This window comes from Bacillus sp. LR_5 (genome assembly GCF_042709275.1).
Genome location: NZ_JAVAXX010000137.1, coordinates 1 through 16,554 on the forward strand (window position 1 = coordinate 1; position 16,554 = coordinate 16,554).

Consider the following 16,554-nt stretch of genomic DNA (forward strand, 5'->3'; position numbering starts at 1 on the left):
TTTCATTTATTGTTAATGGCTTGGCACTAAGGAGTTATGTAACGGAGAGATTACACTCTCCAGGATTCGAAGGAAGGTATGCGGAGTTTCCCGTGCTTAGTCTTAAATCTGTGCTTAACCTTACATACGATAGGCTCAATAAATACATATTCTTCAGATTCAGACTTTACTTGTTTCATAGAATGAAATTTGCCACGTTCTGCATGAGGCATGAATTCCATAAATCCAGCTGCGGTTCCATCAGGATAAGACAGAAGGAATTTTTTTATATCCTTCTTCGTGTAGCCGGTTATGAGAAGCTCAGTGTAATCGTAATTGATCACTTTCAGCCAATTATGCGAACGTTTATTAATCTCATAAGGGGAGTCAGCTTTCTTGAGTATGATTCGCTCTAAATTCTTTTCTTTGGTCAGGTTAAAGTAAGCGAGTCCGTCTACGACAGGAGGATAAAATTGCGATCTAATAAAACGGTAAACAGTTATGTTTATACTCTGGCAATTTCAAGTTTGTCATATGGTCTAATCCTTGGTCTGTATATGTTTGTTTACTCCGGTTTTATGGCAATCGCATTAGTCACTATAGCATCATTGCATTTTACGCTTTAATCACTTACTTGGTGTTTGCTGTCCCTTTGCAAGTGTGGCTAAGAAGAAGGCACAGAAAATTCAGTTTGATCAATTTTTTAATTTATATTGCAGTGGCCTTTTCAGCTGTGTTTTTGTTCTGGTTTGTTGATTATCCGCCAAATGCTCTTACCATGTTCAGAAGCTTTGAGTATTACATTATGAGTATTGTAGCTGCGTTTATTTATTGGTTTTGGGATTCGATATTCCTACGAGATTAACACATTAAATTAAATCATGAATTTCACACCGTTTACAACAAGTAAGAAGGCTGCTGATCCAAACAGTAAATATCCAGACAGTTTTTGTTTGCTTAATATCGCTTCAACTCCGACTAATGATAAAAGGGCGGCAACAAATAATTGCACAACAATCAACAATAATTCATTTTGATTGAACAGTGAGTATACGCACAAGACTAATGCAATGCAAGAAACCGAAATTTTTGCAACCTTTAGCAAGGTATCACTCCTTATGCAGTCATGAATTAACCTTAACATGATTACGCGTCTTAATCCGAGAGCATAAAGAATCAAGATAAAAGAAGTGTTTTATTTAAAATTGGGGGATTTGACTTGAATATATTCATTTGGATTGCAATGTTTATCGCTATTTTTGGCGGCTCTTATGCAGGTTACAGAAGGAATAGAAAGAAAGAGCTTAAGCAAAAAGAGCATTAAAATAAATGCTCTTTTTCATCCCACAACGCCGGCATTCACGCAAGAATTCACCACTTTTTACAGTGCTTTTGAACAAAGTGTAATCGCAATTGTCGCAGCGACCGTATTTCACATCTGGATAATCTTTGTAATCATAAATTATTGAAGTGTCGTTCCCGTTAGTTATAAAAGATGCGATATGCTGGTTCCAGCTGATGAAACAGAATAAAGCCTAACTTATTTAAGGATCATACCTCTTTTACTGATCGAAAACGCTAGTGTATTATATTTCGAGATGTTTAATTAATTGAGCTGGATTGCCCCCAACTACAACATTATCTGGCACATTTTTAGTAACAACAGAACCAGCAGCAATAACCACATTGTTACCTATCGTAACTCCTGGATTTATTACTGAACTTCCCCCAATCCATACATTATTTCCGAAAGTAATGGGTTTTCCATATTCTAACCCTGAATTGCGTTCTGTTGGATGAAGTGGGTGTGTAGCCGTATAGATTTGCACACTAGGTCCAATCATACAGTTATTACCAAATTGGACTTCACATACATCTAAAATTGTACAATCAAAATTTGCGAAAAAGTTATCGCCTACATAAGTGTTATATCCATAATCAAACCTAATATTGGGTTGCATATATACGTTTTCTCCTGATGAACCAAGTAACTCTTTCAATAAATTAACCCGTTTAACTACTTCGGTTTCTGTAGATTGATTGTAAATTCTAACAAGTTGGCTTGCGTTTTGTCTGTCTTTTGCTAACTCGGGGTCCGACGGATTATATAAATCCCCGGCTAACATTTTCTCTTTTTCTTTTATCATTAATATCTCCCCTTGTTATGTTTTAATAATGTCTGATTTTAAAAAAGGTTTAAATTAAATTAAGTTAGTTCCTGTAAAACGACTTTGTTATCCTCATAAGCAAGTCTTTATTGAGGTAGTTCAGTAGATAAGTCACCAGTATTTTTTATTTCATGGCAGAACGTTTACATTAAACTACTGTAAGAGTTGGGCAGTGCAAGAGAAATAATCCACTCTTCTTTAGTAAATATGAGTGGATTATTTCTAAGTTCTTATTTTTCTTGGATTTCCGTCCTAGCCGAAATAAAGTTCAGTACATGCTGTCTGCCAGGTGCAGCGTGAACTGCTCCTTTTACAGAAGCAGTGAGAGCTCCGCTTGCATTTGCAAACGTCAGCAAGCGCCGGTGATGTTTACTTATTTGTTCGCACAGCGTCTCCTTTGATATGCCGATTGACATCAATTCAGATAAAAAGCCGCCGATAAAGGCATCGCCCGCACCGGTTGTATCGCAAACAGCTACTTTAAATCCCTTATGTTCGTACGACTCGCCATTTTTTAAATAAATCGCCGCACCATCGTTTCCTTTTGTCAGAACAACGACATTAACAAGTCCGGTAAAAAGCGATGTGACTGCTTCTTGTTCGTCATCAATGGTTGTGATAAACTGCAGTTCCTCATCGGACACTTTTACGATATCTGCAAGAGGCAAAAACCTCAGAATCGTCTCACGGCAGCTTGCCTCATCAGGCCTTAAAGGAAGCCTGATATTGGGGTCAAAGCTAATGATTCCACCGATTCTTTGAAAGTCTTCAATAACTTTGATATGGGCTTGTTTCATTGGACTGTCAACTAAATCGATTGAACAAAAGTGAAGCATATCTCCTTGATTAAATCTTTCCGACATCAACTCATCCAGTGAAAGCAGCAAATCGGCGGCATTTTTCCGATAAAAATGGATACTCCTTTCCCCAGACTTGTCTACGGATACAAATGCCAATCCGGTTTCACCTTCATCGCTTTGAATAATATAAGAAGTATCTACGCCATTTTCTTTAAGTACGCCAACTATATAATCCCCGAAATGATCGTTAGCAATCTTCGTCAGCATGACGGCATGCGCGCCGTATTTTGCAGCAGCGATTGCCGCATTCATCGGCGCGCCGCCGGCAACGCGCTCAAAGGATGTGACATCTTGTAAAGCCTTTTCTTTTTGGACTGGAATGAAATCAATCAGTGTTTCACCGATGCAAAATATCTTTTTCAAGCGATTCATCTTCCTTCCAGATGTCTTTTAAAGTCCAATAGGTGAATTCCTCAACCCTTACAGCGCCTTTCTCAGAAAAAAGCTCAATTCCCAATCGATCTTTTTTCGGATAAATGCGGCTAGTCATCGTTATTTCTCCATGGTTTGCGAATACTTCGATCGAGGATCTGTCAATAAATATACGCAGTGTCAGCTTTCCATTTGCTTCTAGCGGCGCATTTCTCACACTGTCTCGCGATTTCCCCATCTTAGAGCAATCGAGTGAGAGCTTTTGATCAATTATGCTGTATTTGATAGCTGTTTCTTCTTCTTCAAGGCCGAGAATCTTCAAACCTACTGATTCCGCACTGCAATCTGTTAAGTCATACACGACTTGAATTTCAAGAAGATCTTCTGCTGTTTTTGCCAAGTAATTCCCTGAGATCAACTGATTAGCACGATCCAGATGTTTTGATTGTCGCAACAACTTAGTTTCTTCCACAGGATTCATTAAAATTTTATGATCATCCCGCAATGTTAACTCTCTCGGCAATGTCAAAGCACCGCACCATCCATCTGCTTTTGTCGGCATCTCAGATTCCCACATATCCATCCAGCCTATGGCTATTCTGCGTCCTTTATCATCTAATAACGTTTGTACAGCATAAAAGTCATGGCCGTGATCCAGCTCTGTAAAAGCACCATACACAAACTCATTTGTTTCATCATTATATTCTCCAATTAAATAGCCGGTTTGATGCAAATTCTTATATAAATCACCGTCTGCCTCAATGCCCTGCGGGGATATCAGCAAGACATGTTTGTCGCCCAATTCGAAGAAGTCAGGACATTCCCACATATAGCCGAGATCTCCATCGCTTTGGGCAAGAACACCTTTGTATTCCCAATCTCGCAAATTGGGCGAGCGGTATAAAATAACTCGTCCGATGTTTTCTTGCGTTGAATTTCCAACTACCATATACCAGCTGTTACGATGCTTCCATACTTTAGGATCGCGGAAATGGCGGGAGCTGTCTTCCGGCGGTTTCGCAATGACAGGGTTTTCCTGGAGCTTTTCAAACACGATCCCATCTTGACTGACAGCGATATTTTGATTTTGATAGAAAATGTCTTTCTCTTGATCTATCACATTATGCCCTGTATAAATTAAAGCAAGTTTTCCATTATAATCTACTGCGCTTCCTGAGAAACAGCCGCTTTTATCAAAAGAGTCACCGGGGGCTAAAGCGACCGGAAGATGTTCCCAATGAATGAGATCTTTACTTTTTACATGGCCCCAATGCATTTGGGCCCAATTCTCATCATACGGATGATGCTGATAAAAGACATGGTATTCTCCTTTATAGTGTATAAGCCCGTTCGGGTCATTTATCCAGTTTGCTCGGGGCATAATATGGTACCCTAATCGATTACGAGTGTTCATCTTTTCCTCCGCTTTTTTCAAAGCTTCCTCTGCCTGTTGGATTCTATCCATTCGTGACATCCTCCCTATATCTGTTTTTTCGAAAAGGTTGAGTATACGCAACGCCTTTCTTTGAATCTAATAAAGTAAAAATTGAAATGATTGTGAAACATAAAGCCAAGGTTCCCATGAAAAGATATGTTTGACGGAAACCTATACTGTCGTATAAACCACCCGCAATCGGAGAGAAAATCGATGTACCTACTTGTGATGCAAATTGAAAGCCGACAAGGTAAAGAACTGATGAAAGACGTGTATCAAAATTCGCGGCTAAATACTTGAAAATCGCAATTAGCATGATAGGCAATTCTAAAGCATGAATAAGTTTCATCGATGAAATTCCGAAAGGTCCGATGACAATTCCAGACCCAATAATACGGAAAGACATCAAAAGCCCCGCGAGAATCATGCTTTTTTTAGGACCGAGTCTATTAACAATAAAGGGGGCCAAAAACAACATGCCCGCTTCAATAAATACTTGAAATGAGTTTAAATATCCAAATATTTGATTCCCCATAGCTGAAGTGGGAAATAAAGAAGCGTAGTAAATCGGGAATTGCTGATCATAGACGCCGTACACGCATGTCACCCCGATTACATACAACATTAAAAACCAAAAGTCTTTTAATAGAAAAAGTCCTCCTACGTCTTTTAACCGGATCGAATCTGCTCTTTCTTTATCATAATCCGTCATCTCAATTTTTATGGACATAATAATGGCCACCAATATGACTGCTGAAAGGGATGCAATCCAGAAATTGATATTCGGATTGATATTGAACAGCTGTCCTGCGAAAAAAGTTGCTACCGCCCAGCCAAGTGAACCCCACATCCTTGTCTTGCCGTATTCGAACTGATATTTTCGGCTGACCTTTTCAATATAGGTTTCAATAGCGCCAACTCCAGCAAGAAAAGCAGTTCCTAGATAAATACCACCGACAATAGCGCCAAGGAAGACATCATATTGTAAAAGCGGTCCGTAGATAAAGATATAAAACGGCCCGGTAAAAACGATAAGTACACTAATCATAAATAATATGTTTTTCTTCAGTCCAAGTTTATCAGAGATAAAGCCGTATAAAGGCTGCATGCACAAAGTAAAGATAGCGTTTACAGAAAAGATAATCCCAGTCGACGATCCATTCAATTTGACTTCCTGTCCCAACCAAATCGCAAACAAAGAGTAGCTGGAAGACCATGTGAAAAAGAAAAAGAAAAGATAAGCGCTCAGTTTCCAATACAGACTTTTTGAGCCTTTCATTTCTACAGCTCCTTTAACCCAACATTGATATCTATTTTATACCTGTCCCTGAACCGCTAAGACCTTCCAAAATGTAGCGCTGAGCCACAATATAAATCAAGATCAGTGGGATGGTGGAAATCGTTAATACAGCCATAACTTGGTTTGTGTAGACAGGCTCTGTGCTGTTGATAGCAGTAATCGCAACTTGAATCGGAAATTTCGACTTATCCGTCAAAACCATTAGCGGCCAAATATAATCATTCCAGCTGCCGATAAAGGCTAAGGTTCCGACAGTTGCGACAGCTGGTTTAGACATCGGTATCATAATCCGCCAGAAGATTTGCCATGTATTTGCCCCGTCAAGCTTGGCCGATTCAATCATTTCCTCGGGAATTGCCATGAAAAAGTTTCGGAACAAATAAATATTGAATGCCCCCGCTAATGCCGGCAAAATAACGGCAAGACGTGTATCGACCAGACCGATTTTATGAATAATTGTAAACTGTGAGATTAAAATCGTTTCAAACGGTACAATTAAAAGTGCCAACAAAATGCCAAAGAGCATCTTTTTCCCTGAAAATTGGAGTTTGGCGAATGCAAACCCTGCCATTCCGTTAATCACAACAGATCCGGCTGCTACGCACAAACCATAAAAAAGACTGTTGCCAATATACATAAGCAAATCAAACCGAGTCAGCACTTCCCTATAGGACGAAAACCATTCTGCCAGGTGAAGAGAGGGCAGAAACGCTTTGAAGCTGTTCATATTGTTGTAAATTTCCGCTTCCGGTTTCATTGAGGATGCAATCATCCAAATTAGCGGAAAAATAAATAGAACGGCCAGCAAAACAAGACACGTATACTCAAGAATTGTCAATGGCCCGAACTTACGTCTCAATGGTCTTCATCCTCCTTAACCAGCTTGCGTTGTGCGAGTGTCACCAATCCAATAATCGTTCCAAACAAGAGTGCGATCGAGCTTGCATATCCGACCATCCGATCGGTAAATCCAGTTTGATAAATATAATAGACAACCGTCATCGTTGAATTGACTGGTCCGCCCTGGGTCATAACCATGGGCTGAACAAGGAGTTTAAACGCGCTGATCAGCGTTGTGATAAAGATAAAAACAGATGTCGGTTTTAATAAAGGTAATGTAATGTAAATAAAACGCTGCCATTTATTCATACCATCTAATTGCGCCGCCTCGTAGACATCCTCGGGAATGTTTTGCAAACCAGCTAAAAAAATGAGCATCTGAAAACCTGCTCCTTGCCAAGCGGAAACGACAACGATCGTAAAGATTGCTTGCTTAGGGCTCGTCAAGAAAGGCTGTGGTGATAGGCCGAAGTGCGCCAATACATTATTTATCATACCTTCATTCGGATTCAGCAAGTACAACCACAAAACGGAGATGACAACCAGTGACATGACGACAGGACTAAAGTATGCGACTTTGAAAAAAACGTTGGCTTTGCGCTTTTTATTCAATAGGAGGGCAAGCCCGAGTGCTGTCCCAATCTGTAACGGTATCAAAAAGACGACAAATTTAATTGTGTTGCCCAAACTTTTTAAGAAGATTGGATCCTGAAAAAGTTTGATGAAATTATCAAAGCCGATAAACTTACGCAAATCAGGCGTCAACAAATAGTAATCTGTAAATGCGTAGTATACAGCCATGATGGAAGGAATCACAAGAAACATTAATAAAATAAGCAACGCCGGCCCTAAGAACATATATGCGACTGCGTTTTCCCGCCAGCGTTTTTTATTCACTGTCTTTCTTTCTAATGGAAAGGCCGGTCTAGTCTCTTTCAATATTGTTTTATTCATGGCGCCCACCTGTTAGTTTGCCTTATCGATGGCAGATTGCATTTCTTTTACACGTGTATCTAGCACGTTTTGAATATCCTGATTCTGATCATAAAAGCTAATGTCATCGATTGTTTGCTGAAATGCTCGAGTTACCTGCGGATATGCCGGTGTCACCGGACGTGCATGACCTGTTTCTTTCAGTTGCTGCATAAAGACATTCATTTCATCAGAAAATTCTTTTGTCAGCACTTTCTCTGATGAATAACGTACAGGCAGGGCGGCGATCGATCGGCTCAATTCAATATTGGAATCCTTATTAGTCATCCAATCTACTAATTTTGCTGCCCATTCTTTATTTTCAGACGCTTGTGTCATTGCGAACTGCCAGCTTCCCGAAGGAGAGACAAGCTTTTTGGTTTTTGGCGATACAGGATATGGCATCACTCCATAATCGACGTTGGAAAAGTTTGTTTTCATATCGGTTATTGTCCACACGCCGCTCATCTTCATCGGATATTTCTCCGTTTCAAACGCTTGTTTGACAGGGGTACGTGTTGTATAACCCTCTTTAAGCATCGTTTGTATAAACGTCATCGCTTCAACGGTTGGCTTTTTGTTAAAGACGCCATCCGCTTTCTTCCCGTTTTCTGTAAGAATATCCCCACCAGCTGACCAAACAAACGGTAAGAGCGCATAAGTCAATATTTCGTCTTTTGACTGTAATTGCATATCGATGGCAGGTTTATCGTATTTATTTTTCAGCTTTTTGCAAAGCTCAAGAAACTCCTTCCATGTCCAAGGATCTTTTACTGTTGGTAGCGTTTTCAAATCGATTCCGGCATCCTTCAGCATTTTTTTGTTATAGTAGATGCCGACCGACGATTCACTGACGCCGATGGCATATAGTTTATCTTGGTAGGTGCCTTGCTGCTTAATACTTGGCAATAAATCATCCTGGTCTTTAACATACTCATCCAAGGGTGCAATAACGCCAGATTTCGCATAAGCCGCAGTATTTGGTCCGTCCAAAGTGATGACATCAGGCAGGGTGTTCGTTGTTAGTGCCGCATTCACTTTGTCTTCATAACCTCCACCGTTTCCGCTTCGGGGAATAAATTCAATTTTTGCCTCGATATTTTCTGAAGCGTACTTTTTATTAAAAGCATCCACCCGCTTTTGATAAACCTTTCCTTCCTCATTATCATCCGATACGTGCACCCACATTGTAACCGTTTTCTTTCCGCTGCTATTTGCGCTTTCGCTTTTATTACAACCCCAGACTGCAAACATGAGCAGCAACGACAAACTTCCTAACATCAATCTTTTCATATTCGTTAATTTCCCTCCTTTTGCACAAAAAATGTAAAAGCGCTTTCAAAAAGAATTGTATGTCAACCGGTTTCACATGTCAACCGGTTGACATAAATTTATGCATAATTCTAAATTTAAAGAACAAATTTGAATATACAATACGATCTATGGAAAATCCTTGCACATGTCAGTCCGATTCTCTAAAATAAGTGCGTGACGAGAATTGTAAGCCATTTCAGTAAAGCAGGGGGAAAGGGAATGAAGCCTAGCATTCACGATGTTGCAAAAATAGCGGGAGTTTCATCTACAACCGTGTCGAGGGTATTAAATAATCGCGGCTATATTAGCGAAAAAACAAAAGATAAAGTTTACAAGGCGATGGAAGAAATCAATTACTTTCCAAATGATTTGGCCCGTTCTTTATTTCGAAAGCGTACTAATTTAATAGGGCTTATCATTCCAAACTCCAGCAATCCGTTTTTTGGCGAACTCGCCTTTTATATTGAAAGCATCTGCACATCTAAGGGCTATAAACTGCTGCTTTGCAACAGTTTAAATCGAATAGATAAAGAAGAAAAATATCTCGAAATGCTGATTAGAAATCAAGTGGATGGCGTCATCGCCGTCACTTACAACCGGGGAATACTCAATTATCACCAGCAAAATCTTCCGATTGTCGCAATTGACCATTACTTATCGGAAACTGTTCCTGTCGTCGGCTCAGACAACTTTGACGGGGGCAAAAAGGCAGCAGAACTACTGATAAAAAAGGACTGTCAGCACATCATTCACATCAATGGGCCGATCGAACTTGAAACACCCGCAAATCTCAGGAGAAAAGCCTATGAAGATGTTATGCGTGAATATGGAAGACAGCCTATTACATATGAAGTGTCTTTTCATGAAGACTACCGGAACATCATTTCAAAACTATTTGATGAACAGCCTGCAGTTGACGGGATTTTTGCCAGTGATGATATCATAGCTGCAGGGGTCATTACGGAAGCCAAAAAACGTGGAAAAAACATTCCAGGTCAAATAAAAGTGATTGGTTATGACGGCACAGAAACCATTCAGGCTATTCTGCCAGAATTGACTACGATCCAACAGCCGATCGAATTAATTTCCGAAACAGCCATTGAGATTTTAGAAAAACAAATTGAAGGCGAATTTGATGATTTGCCGCTTGAAACGTATTTGCCCGTACAGCTTTTTGAAGGTGGGACGACTTAAAAATTGCTGGAGTACGTACTCTATTTAATGGAGTAATATTATTTCTCACATAATCAGGGAAGGGATATCTGGTTCGATCTCATTGGGAAACGTACACGATATGAAACGGCAGGGATATAATTCCTGCCGTTTTATTTGCATGGTGCAGGGCAGAGGAGACAATAGTGAAAAATGTATTACTATTGTAAAACAAGATTCGCTTATCTTCTTAGAGATGAGAAAAAGCCGCTATATTAACGGTTAATTTAGAAGTAAAATCAATCGAGGAATTCATGATTAGGTGCTAGAGTAACATTCCGGGATGTTTCGTTTATAGTTCGAGTCATAACTTTAGATCAATGAACTGCCTCGTCAAGGTGAAAAGCAGCATTAACTTCGCTATTTGAAGCATTGGTTATATTCATACTTTTAAATGACCTCAAATTTTTCGTTTCCGAGGGATTTAACACACCAAGATCCTCGAGACATCTTATAACAATCGGAGCTATTGCTCTAGTGTAATTCCCATCTTCAATTTTTATTGCAATACCAATGTCAAATCCTTTAATTGCTACACAATATACCCCGTCAGATCCGAGCTTTCCAATAAGTTTCCCGTTAGTCTTCTTGATAAGTTCAGTGCAGAATCCGCCTGTACCAGCTACCATCTCAGGTGCATTATTCATTGCTGAGAAAACTCTCTCACATGAATCTTTTAACTCAGGTTTCAGTCCATCTGGGCATGCAAGCTCTGCGTAACCTAATGCTGCATTATAAAGAGGAATACCATGTACAGGAACGCCGCAACCATCTGTAAAAATAGTGAAATCAGACAATTCTACCCACTTGATAGAAGGTGACGGAAATTATATGACTTGTCCATTTATTCCTTTTGATAATGAAACTAAATTTGAGGTTTATAAAATGGAAATAAAATCAGGTGGCGTACATAAGTCCAATCCTCATTATAAGGGCGTTAAAGAATATGTTTTCGTTTCCACTGGAAATATAGAAATTGAAATAGAAGATAAAGTCTACAGAGCTTCTTCTGGAGAAGCTGTGGTTTTCCCAGGAGATGTGTATCATACTTATAAAAATATAGGGGAAACCACAGTATCTACGTTTATTTTGTTTTTTTATCCCAACCGATAAGGATGTCTAGGAGTATTCTGTTTGAATGAAAATAAATCAAAGTCTCCAGCACTTTAACAACATTTGCACTGCATCTTCTAATTCATCTTCATGAATACCGGCAAATCCAAGAATGATTTTTGGAGGACTTTCAGACTTTTTCTCGAGTGAGTAAGTGGATATCGGGTAAATTTTCATGTGTGCCTCAGATGCCTTTTTGACCAGTTCATCCTCACTCATACCATTATTAACAACAAGAACTATGTGAAGTCCAGAGTGTTCTCCTATGATTGAGAGCTTATCTTCATACGGTTTTAGCAATTCTATAACTTTTTCGAGCTTACGGCGATAAAGCTTTCGCATCCTATTTAGATGCCTTTCGAAATCTCCTTCCTTCAAGAATTGAGCCAGAATGTGTTGGTCAATTCTTGAGACAGAGGGGGAGTGATAGAATGACAACTTTTCTTTATATTGCTTCAAGAGGTGTCTTGGCAGCACCATATAACTAATTCTGATCGATGGCATCAATGATTTTGAAAATGCTCCTAAATAAATCACTTTTTCAGCAAGACCCATGCTTTGCAAGGAAGGAATTGATTTTCCGCTATAGCGAAATTCACTATCGTAGTCATCTTCTATAATATAGCGTTTTTTTTTCGCTGCAGCCCATTTTAACAACTTAGTCCTGCGATTTACCGATAGTACAGTTCCGTATGGAAAGTGATGGGATGGTGCTATATAAACGACATTTATATTTTTATGATGAATCGTATCTACTTTTACTCCTTCCTCATCTACTTCAAGAGCGTACACTTCATTTGGATAGCTCTTCAGAATTCGTAAAATCAAATGGTAACCAGGATCTTCTACACCATATACCGTTTTTTTATCTAATAAGAGCAATAGCTGTTGCAATAAAATTTCTATGCCTGCGCCAACAATAATTTGATCTGGTGAACAATGTACTCCTCTTGCATGATAAAGATAATGAGCGATTTCTTGCCGCAACACCATCTCTCCTTGTGAGTCTCCGAGCAGTAACAAGGAATGATTCTTTTTGTCGATTGTATTTCGGGCATATTTGCGCCACACGGAAAATGGAAAATTCTTTGTGTCAATAGCGCTTGGGTGGAAATCGTATTTTATATATTCCTGAGCTTCTTCTGTATTTTCTTGTAAGTATTGATTTGTTTGTACATATTCTAAATCTTCATACGTCATAACAAAATAGCCCCTGCGGGGAGAAGCCTCAATATATCCTTCTGCTGCCAATTGCTCATATGCTGTCTCAACTGGGTTTTGACTGATTTTTAAAAATTCAGCTAATTTTCGCTTAGAGGGTAGTTTTGTCCCGTATGGTATGCGACCTGCTATAATTTCTTTTTTTATATATAAATATAATTGTTCATATAAAGGTATATCACTTGATCTATCTAAATGACATGATAGCATTTCCATTTTCATTGCATCTCCTTAAAACTGACATTCTGTTTTTTAAGAAACTGGTACTTTCAATGTGGTCAATTCCTTTTTATACTAATCAACATATTCTTTAAATACAATAGTTGATGGAATGGAGTGTAACAAATGAAAAAAACATTAGGTACTGAGACTGTAAAAAGAGGCATGGCTCAAATGCAAAAAGGCGGCGTCATTATGGACGTTGTCAATGCAGAACAAGCAAGAGTAGCAGAAGCAGCAGGTGCTGTTGCTGTAATGGCATTAGAAAGAGTTCCTTCTGACATCCGGGCTGCGGGTGGGGTTGCAAGAATGGCAGATCCCCGTATTGTTGAAGAAGTAATGAATGCAGTATCCATCCCAGTAATGGCTAAAGCACGTATTGGTCATATTGTAGAAGCAAAAGTACTTGAGGCAATGGGGGTTGATTACATTGACGAAAGTGAAGTGTTAACACCTGCTGATGAAGAGTTCCATTTATTGAAGAGCGATTTCACTGTACCTTTTGTATGCGGCTGCCGTGATCTTGGAGAAGCTGCACGCCGTATTGGTGAAGGTGCTGCAATGCTACGTACTAAAGGTGAGCCTGGTACAGGTAACATTGTGGAAGCCGTTCGCCATATGCGTAAAGTAACTGCTCAGGTCCGCAAAATTTCTGTGATGAACGAAGATGAATTAATGACTGAAGCGAAAGTACTTGGAGCACCTTTTGAGGTTTTAAAACAAATTCAAAAAACGGGTAAGCTTCCGGTTGTAAACTTTGCTGCTGGAGGGATTGCTACTCCTGCTGATGCTGCGTTAATGATGGAGCTTGGCGCTGATGGAGTGTTTGTTGGTTCAGGTATTTTTAAATCTGAAAATCCTGAAAAATTTGCAAATGCTATTGTTCAAGCTACAACTTATTACACTGATTATGATCTAATCAGCAAGCTTTCTAAAGAGCTTGGAACTGCGATGAAAGGAATCGACATTTCAAAATTATCTCTTGAAGAAAGAATGCAAGAGCGAGGTTGGTGAGATGGAAATAATTGGAGTTTTAGGACTACAGGGTGCCGTTTCAGAGCATGTGAAACAAATTAAAGCATTGGGATTAGAGGCTGTTGTCATCAAGAAACCTGAGCAACTTGAACAAATTGATGGGTTAATTCTTCCTGGTGGTGAAAGTACAACGATGAGAAAGCTTATCGACCGTTACGATTTCTTTGATCCATTAAAAGAATTTTACAAGGCTGGAAAAGTTATCTTTGGAACTTGTGCTGGCATAGTGTTAGTCGCTAAGGAGCTTGCTTCAGATGAATCTTACTTGGAAATTATAGATATTTCAGTAAAGCGAAATGCGTTTGGCCGGCAAATTGCCAGCTTTGAAGTGGATCTTGATATAACTGGACTTGAGGATCCTTTTAAAGCTGTTTTTATCCGGGCTCCTTATATTGAAAGTGCGGGGCAAAATGTAGAAGTGTTAGCAAAATATGATGGGAAAATTGTTGCAGCAAGAGAAGGAAATGTTCTTACTTGTGCTTTTCATCCAGAGTTGACTGCTGATACTCGTTTTCTTCAGCTATTTGTGGAAATGGTTGAGGAACAGAAGCAAAAGGAAGGGGAAGTTAGTTAAATTATGTAAGCAGCCACCAGTGTGGTTGCTTTTTTAAGCTAATATATTGTTTGGTTGTTAATTGTTAATACAAGGAAAACTATTTCCTACCTTTTAAAAAAGGTGATGGAATAAGCTTAAAGAATACAGCTAACGAAACGCTTAAAAAACATTATATGCAAGGGATTATCACTAATATCGCAATGCCTAAAAACATTCTGTTCTATTTATCATTTTTACCTCAGTTTGCATCAGCATCAGACAATCTGTATCAATGTCCTTTCTGCTTTAGGGGCTACCTCGCTACAATAGTGTTGCTGTTGTACATGTTTGTAACATACTTTTCAACATTAGCCACAAAAACTCTTAAAGATAATAAGAAATTCAATTCTAAATAAAGTTTCAGGTATAGTGTTTATTGGACTTGGATGCAAATTAATGGTTGGCAATAAATAATTAAAAATATAGTTAACAAAAGAAGCTGAGTATTGTCAGATCGACATTAATCAGCTTCTTTTTTAACTCTGTCTTTAATATTAAATGAATTTTTTCTTCTTTAAAAAACATGCTTTGTGGAGTAAACGGATTCTTTCAATATAGCCAGATTAGTCTCATGTAAAGCAAGAAAGTACTCAAGATAGTAAAAAAGTATATATACCCTTTTGTCTCTATGCTTCGATTTTCAACAGTAATTGTTGTATGATACCGGAAATACTAGATGGTGTTTGTACCATCCCGTTCTTGATCCATTCCTCTATAACTCCTGCTACACCTGAAACGATAAATGTTGTTTCGAATTTCTCAGTTTCCGTAATTGATTTTGCTGATTGTCGTAACATGCTCAATTCCTCAATCATTTTCGTTTTAAAAAATTCTTTAAGTTTGTTGATTGAAAGAACATTCATTTTTGGTTTTGATAACAATGTAAAAATTTCGACGTTTTGATATATGTATTCTGTAGTTTTTTCTATAAAGGTCAGTATGTTCAGTGGATCCTCACTTGGAAAAGATGCATCATAAATGCTTCCTAGCTGTTCAAATATTTCGTCTTCGATCTGCTCATACAAGTCAAAAACATCTTTGTAGTGAAGATAAAAGGTGCCTCGGCCTATATCTGCTTTTTTAGATAAATCGGAAACAGTTATTTTGTTGATTTCTTTTTCCTGAAGCAACTTTAAAAAGGCATGTTTTATAGCACTTTTTGTCTTGATTGATCGTCTGTCCCCCATAGCGTCCTCCGTTAATATACAATTTATCATGTATTGTCCATTAATGAACATGTACAGCTAAATTGCAGATTGATACTCAAATTTTCTTACCATTATAATGAACATGTGTTCATGAGTCAAAAAATGTTTATTGGAAAAGGGGGTGTATCAATGTTTCTTTTTCGACAAGCAAGAGCTGATGAATTAAACAAAGTGGCAAAGCTATTCCATGAATCTTTCAAGCAATATCCTTTTATGGATTTACTCGTAAAACGCGGAAAAAAAGATCGTTCATTTATTTTTGAAATGCATAAAGTACTAACAAAAGCATATTTTAAAAAGCATTTCTGTTTTGTTGGCATTCAGAATGGTGAAATTGTTGTTGCTGCTCTATTAAAACATCGTGATAAACGTGATATTAGCTTGAGCGATTATATAGCAGCAGGAGGGATAAAATTAATCAAAATGGGGGGATTTTCAGTATTGAACATGTTGACAGTGGCTAATGAGGCTAAAAAATCTTACAGATCCTTAAAAGAGCCGGCATGGTATTTAGAAGTATTAGGAGTTTCGCCATCTTATCAGGGAAAGAGTTTGGGCAGCAAAATGATCAATGACTGTCTAATACCTTTTATTTCAAAAAGCGGGGGCGGCGTCTTGGCCCTTATCACCAATACTGATCTCAACAGATCATTTTACCAAAAGAACGGCTTTAAAGAATTTAGTGAATCCCGTATCAGGCGATTTGATCAT

General features: G+C 38.6%; 18 protein-coding genes and 2 pseudogenes. 7 read left to right on the plus strand and 13 right to left on the minus strand.

Annotation, left to right across the window (positions count from 1 at the left end):
• Nucleotides 1-50: 50 nt before the first annotated feature.
• Nucleotides 51-434: pseudogene (locus RAC86_RS22620) on the minus strand (ATP-dependent DNA ligase); the annotation flags it as partial.
• Between the two features lie 18 nt (nucleotides 435-452).
• On the opposite strand from RAC86_RS22620, the pseudogene RAC86_RS22625 reads away from it, so the two are divergent.
• Nucleotides 453-844: pseudogene (locus tag RAC86_RS22625) on the plus strand (UPF0715 family protein).
• A 9-nt stretch (nucleotides 845-853) separates the two neighbouring features.
• Here RAC86_RS22625 and RAC86_RS22630 read toward each other — a convergent pair.
• The 9 genes from RAC86_RS22630 to RAC86_RS22670 form a co-directional block, all read right to left on the minus strand.
• The gene (locus tag RAC86_RS22630; RefSeq protein ID WP_014114053.1) at nucleotides 854-1,084 is read right to left on the minus strand and encodes a membrane protein; all 231 of its coding nucleotides are present in this window, start codon (nucleotides 1,082-1,084) and stop codon (nucleotides 854-856) included.
• A gap of 199 nt (nucleotides 1,085-1,283) precedes the next feature.
• Nucleotides 1,284-1,481, minus strand: coding sequence for a DUF8096 family protein (locus tag RAC86_RS22635; protein WP_072566408.1), 198 nt, complete (start codon nucleotides 1,479-1,481; stop codon nucleotides 1,284-1,286).
• An 84-nt stretch (nucleotides 1,482-1,565) separates the two neighbouring features.
• Nucleotides 1,566-2,126, minus strand: a complete 561-nt coding sequence (locus RAC86_RS22640; protein WP_072566407.1) for a sugar O-acetyltransferase — start codon at nucleotides 2,124-2,126, stop codon at nucleotides 1,566-1,568.
• Between the two features lie 251 nt (nucleotides 2,127-2,377).
• Nucleotides 2,378-3,370 (minus strand): carbohydrate kinase family protein, encoded by a 993-nt coding sequence (locus RAC86_RS22645; protein WP_072566406.1) that lies wholly within the window; start codon nucleotides 3,368-3,370, stop codon nucleotides 2,378-2,380.
• On the minus strand, nucleotides 3,345-4,844 hold the full coding sequence (locus RAC86_RS22650; RefSeq protein ID WP_072566405.1) for a glycoside hydrolase family 32 protein: 1,500 nt from the start codon (nucleotides 4,842-4,844) through the stop codon (nucleotides 3,345-3,347). The genes RAC86_RS22645 and RAC86_RS22650 overlap by 26 nt, the downstream gene beginning before the upstream one ends.
• Entirely contained in the window at nucleotides 4,837-6,093 is a 1,257-nt protein-coding gene (locus RAC86_RS22655; protein ID WP_072566404.1) for an MFS transporter, read from the minus strand. The genes RAC86_RS22650 and RAC86_RS22655 overlap by 8 nt, the downstream gene beginning before the upstream one ends.
• A 31-nt stretch (nucleotides 6,094-6,124) precedes the next feature.
• Nucleotides 6,125-6,973, minus strand: a complete 849-nt coding sequence (locus tag RAC86_RS22660) for a carbohydrate ABC transporter permease (protein ID WP_038429249.1) — start codon at nucleotides 6,971-6,973, stop codon at nucleotides 6,125-6,127.
• On the minus strand, nucleotides 6,970-7,908 hold the full coding sequence (locus RAC86_RS22665; protein ID WP_072566403.1) for a carbohydrate ABC transporter permease: 939 nt from the start codon (nucleotides 7,906-7,908) through the stop codon (nucleotides 6,970-6,972). The genes RAC86_RS22660 and RAC86_RS22665 overlap by 4 nt, the downstream gene beginning before the upstream one ends.
• Before the next feature lie 12 nt (nucleotides 7,909-7,920).
• Complete coding sequence (locus tag RAC86_RS22670) at nucleotides 7,921-9,219, minus strand: ABC transporter substrate-binding protein (RefSeq protein WP_072566402.1); 1,299 nt, start codon at nucleotides 9,217-9,219, stop codon at nucleotides 7,921-7,923.
• Nucleotides 9,220-9,459: 240 nt separating this feature from the next.
• On the opposite strand from RAC86_RS22670, the gene RAC86_RS22675 reads away from it, so the two are divergent.
• Nucleotides 9,460-10,434, plus strand: a complete 975-nt coding sequence (locus RAC86_RS22675; protein WP_072566401.1) for a LacI family DNA-binding transcriptional regulator — start codon at nucleotides 9,460-9,462, stop codon at nucleotides 10,432-10,434.
• 335 nt (nucleotides 10,435-10,769) lie between these two features.
• Here the strand turns inward: RAC86_RS22675 and RAC86_RS22680 are convergent, their stop codons facing one another.
• Entirely contained in the window at nucleotides 10,770-11,249 is a 480-nt protein-coding gene (locus RAC86_RS22680) for an asparaginase (RefSeq protein WP_072566400.1), read from the minus strand.
• Nucleotides 11,250-11,283: 34 nt separating this feature from the next.
• Between RAC86_RS22680 and RAC86_RS22685 the strand changes: the two genes are divergently transcribed.
• The gene (locus tag RAC86_RS22685) at nucleotides 11,284-11,565 is read left to right on the plus strand and encodes a cupin domain-containing protein (RefSeq protein ID WP_061186324.1); all 282 of its coding nucleotides are present in this window, start codon (nucleotides 11,284-11,286) and stop codon (nucleotides 11,563-11,565) included.
• Nucleotides 11,566-11,601: 36 nt separating this feature from the next.
• On the opposite strand, the gene pdxR is transcribed toward RAC86_RS22685, so the two are convergent.
• The gene (pdxR, locus tag RAC86_RS22690; protein ID WP_072566399.1) at nucleotides 11,602-13,002 is read right to left on the minus strand and encodes a MocR-like pyridoxine biosynthesis transcription factor PdxR; all 1,401 of its coding nucleotides are present in this window, start codon (nucleotides 13,000-13,002) and stop codon (nucleotides 11,602-11,604) included.
• Between the two features lie 129 nt (nucleotides 13,003-13,131).
• On the opposite strand from pdxR, the gene pdxS reads away from it, so the two are divergent.
• The 3 genes from pdxS (at nucleotide 13,132) to RAC86_RS22705 (ending at nucleotide 14,991) form a co-directional block, all read left to right on the plus strand.
• On the plus strand, nucleotides 13,132-14,019 hold the full coding sequence (gene pdxS / locus RAC86_RS22695) for a pyridoxal 5'-phosphate synthase lyase subunit PdxS (RefSeq protein ID WP_072566398.1): 888 nt from the start codon (nucleotides 13,132-13,134) through the stop codon (nucleotides 14,017-14,019).
• 1 nt (nucleotide 14,020) lies between these two features.
• Entirely contained in the window at nucleotides 14,021-14,614 is a 594-nt protein-coding gene (pdxT, locus tag RAC86_RS22700; protein ID WP_072566397.1) for a pyridoxal 5'-phosphate synthase glutaminase subunit PdxT, read from the plus strand.
• Nucleotides 14,615-14,769: 155 nt separating this feature from the next.
• Entirely contained in the window at nucleotides 14,770-14,991 is a 222-nt protein-coding gene (locus tag RAC86_RS22705) for a hypothetical protein (RefSeq protein ID WP_377886048.1), read from the plus strand.
• A 270-nt stretch (nucleotides 14,992-15,261) separates the two neighbouring features.
• Here the strand turns inward: RAC86_RS22705 and RAC86_RS22710 are convergent, their stop codons facing one another.
• On the minus strand, nucleotides 15,262-15,822 hold the full coding sequence (locus RAC86_RS22710) for a TetR/AcrR family transcriptional regulator (RefSeq protein WP_072566396.1): 561 nt from the start codon (nucleotides 15,820-15,822) through the stop codon (nucleotides 15,262-15,264).
• A 150-nt stretch (nucleotides 15,823-15,972) separates the two neighbouring features.
• Here RAC86_RS22710 and RAC86_RS22715 point away from each other — a divergent pair.
• Nucleotides 15,973-16,554: GNAT family N-acetyltransferase (locus tag RAC86_RS22715; RefSeq protein ID WP_377886049.1), on the plus strand; the 582-nt coding region annotated here is incomplete at its 3' end.

Coding starts and splice junctions, on each gene's coding strand:
- RAC86_RS22640 (WP_072566407.1), bottom strand. CDS start 2,126: ATGATAAAAGAAAAAGAGAAAATGTTAGCCGGGGATTTATATAATCCG.
- RAC86_RS22650 (WP_072566405.1), bottom strand. CDS start 4,844: ATGGATAGAATCCAACAGGCAGAGGAAGCTTTGAAAAAAGCGGAGGAA.
- RAC86_RS22655 (WP_072566404.1), bottom strand. CDS start 6,093: ATGAAAGGCTCAAAAAGTCTGTATTGGAAACTGAGCGCTTATCTTTTC.
- RAC86_RS22665 (WP_072566403.1), bottom strand. CDS start 7,908: ATGAATAAAACAATATTGAAAGAGACTAGACCGGCCTTTCCATTAGAA.
- RAC86_RS22670 (WP_072566402.1), bottom strand. CDS start 9,219: ATGAAAAGATTGATGTTAGGAAGTTTGTCGTTGCTGCTCATGTTTGCA.
- RAC86_RS22675 (WP_072566401.1), top strand. CDS start 9,460: ATGAAGCCTAGCATTCACGATGTTGCAAAAATAGCGGGAGTTTCATCT.
- RAC86_RS22685 (WP_061186324.1), top strand. CDS start 11,284: ATGACTTGTCCATTTATTCCTTTTGATAATGAAACTAAATTTGAGGTT.
- pdxR (WP_072566399.1), bottom strand. CDS start 13,002: ATGGAAATGCTATCATGTCATTTAGATAGATCAAGTGATATACCTTTA.
- pdxS (WP_072566398.1), top strand. CDS start 13,132: ATGAAAAAAACATTAGGTACTGAGACTGTAAAAAGAGGCATGGCTCAA.
- pdxT (WP_072566397.1), top strand. CDS start 14,021: ATGGAAATAATTGGAGTTTTAGGACTACAGGGTGCCGTTTCAGAGCAT.
- RAC86_RS22705 (WP_377886048.1), top strand. CDS start 14,770: ATGCAAGGGATTATCACTAATATCGCAATGCCTAAAAACATTCTGTTC.
- RAC86_RS22710 (WP_072566396.1), bottom strand. CDS start 15,822: ATGGGGGACAGACGATCAATCAAGACAAAAAGTGCTATAAAACATGCC.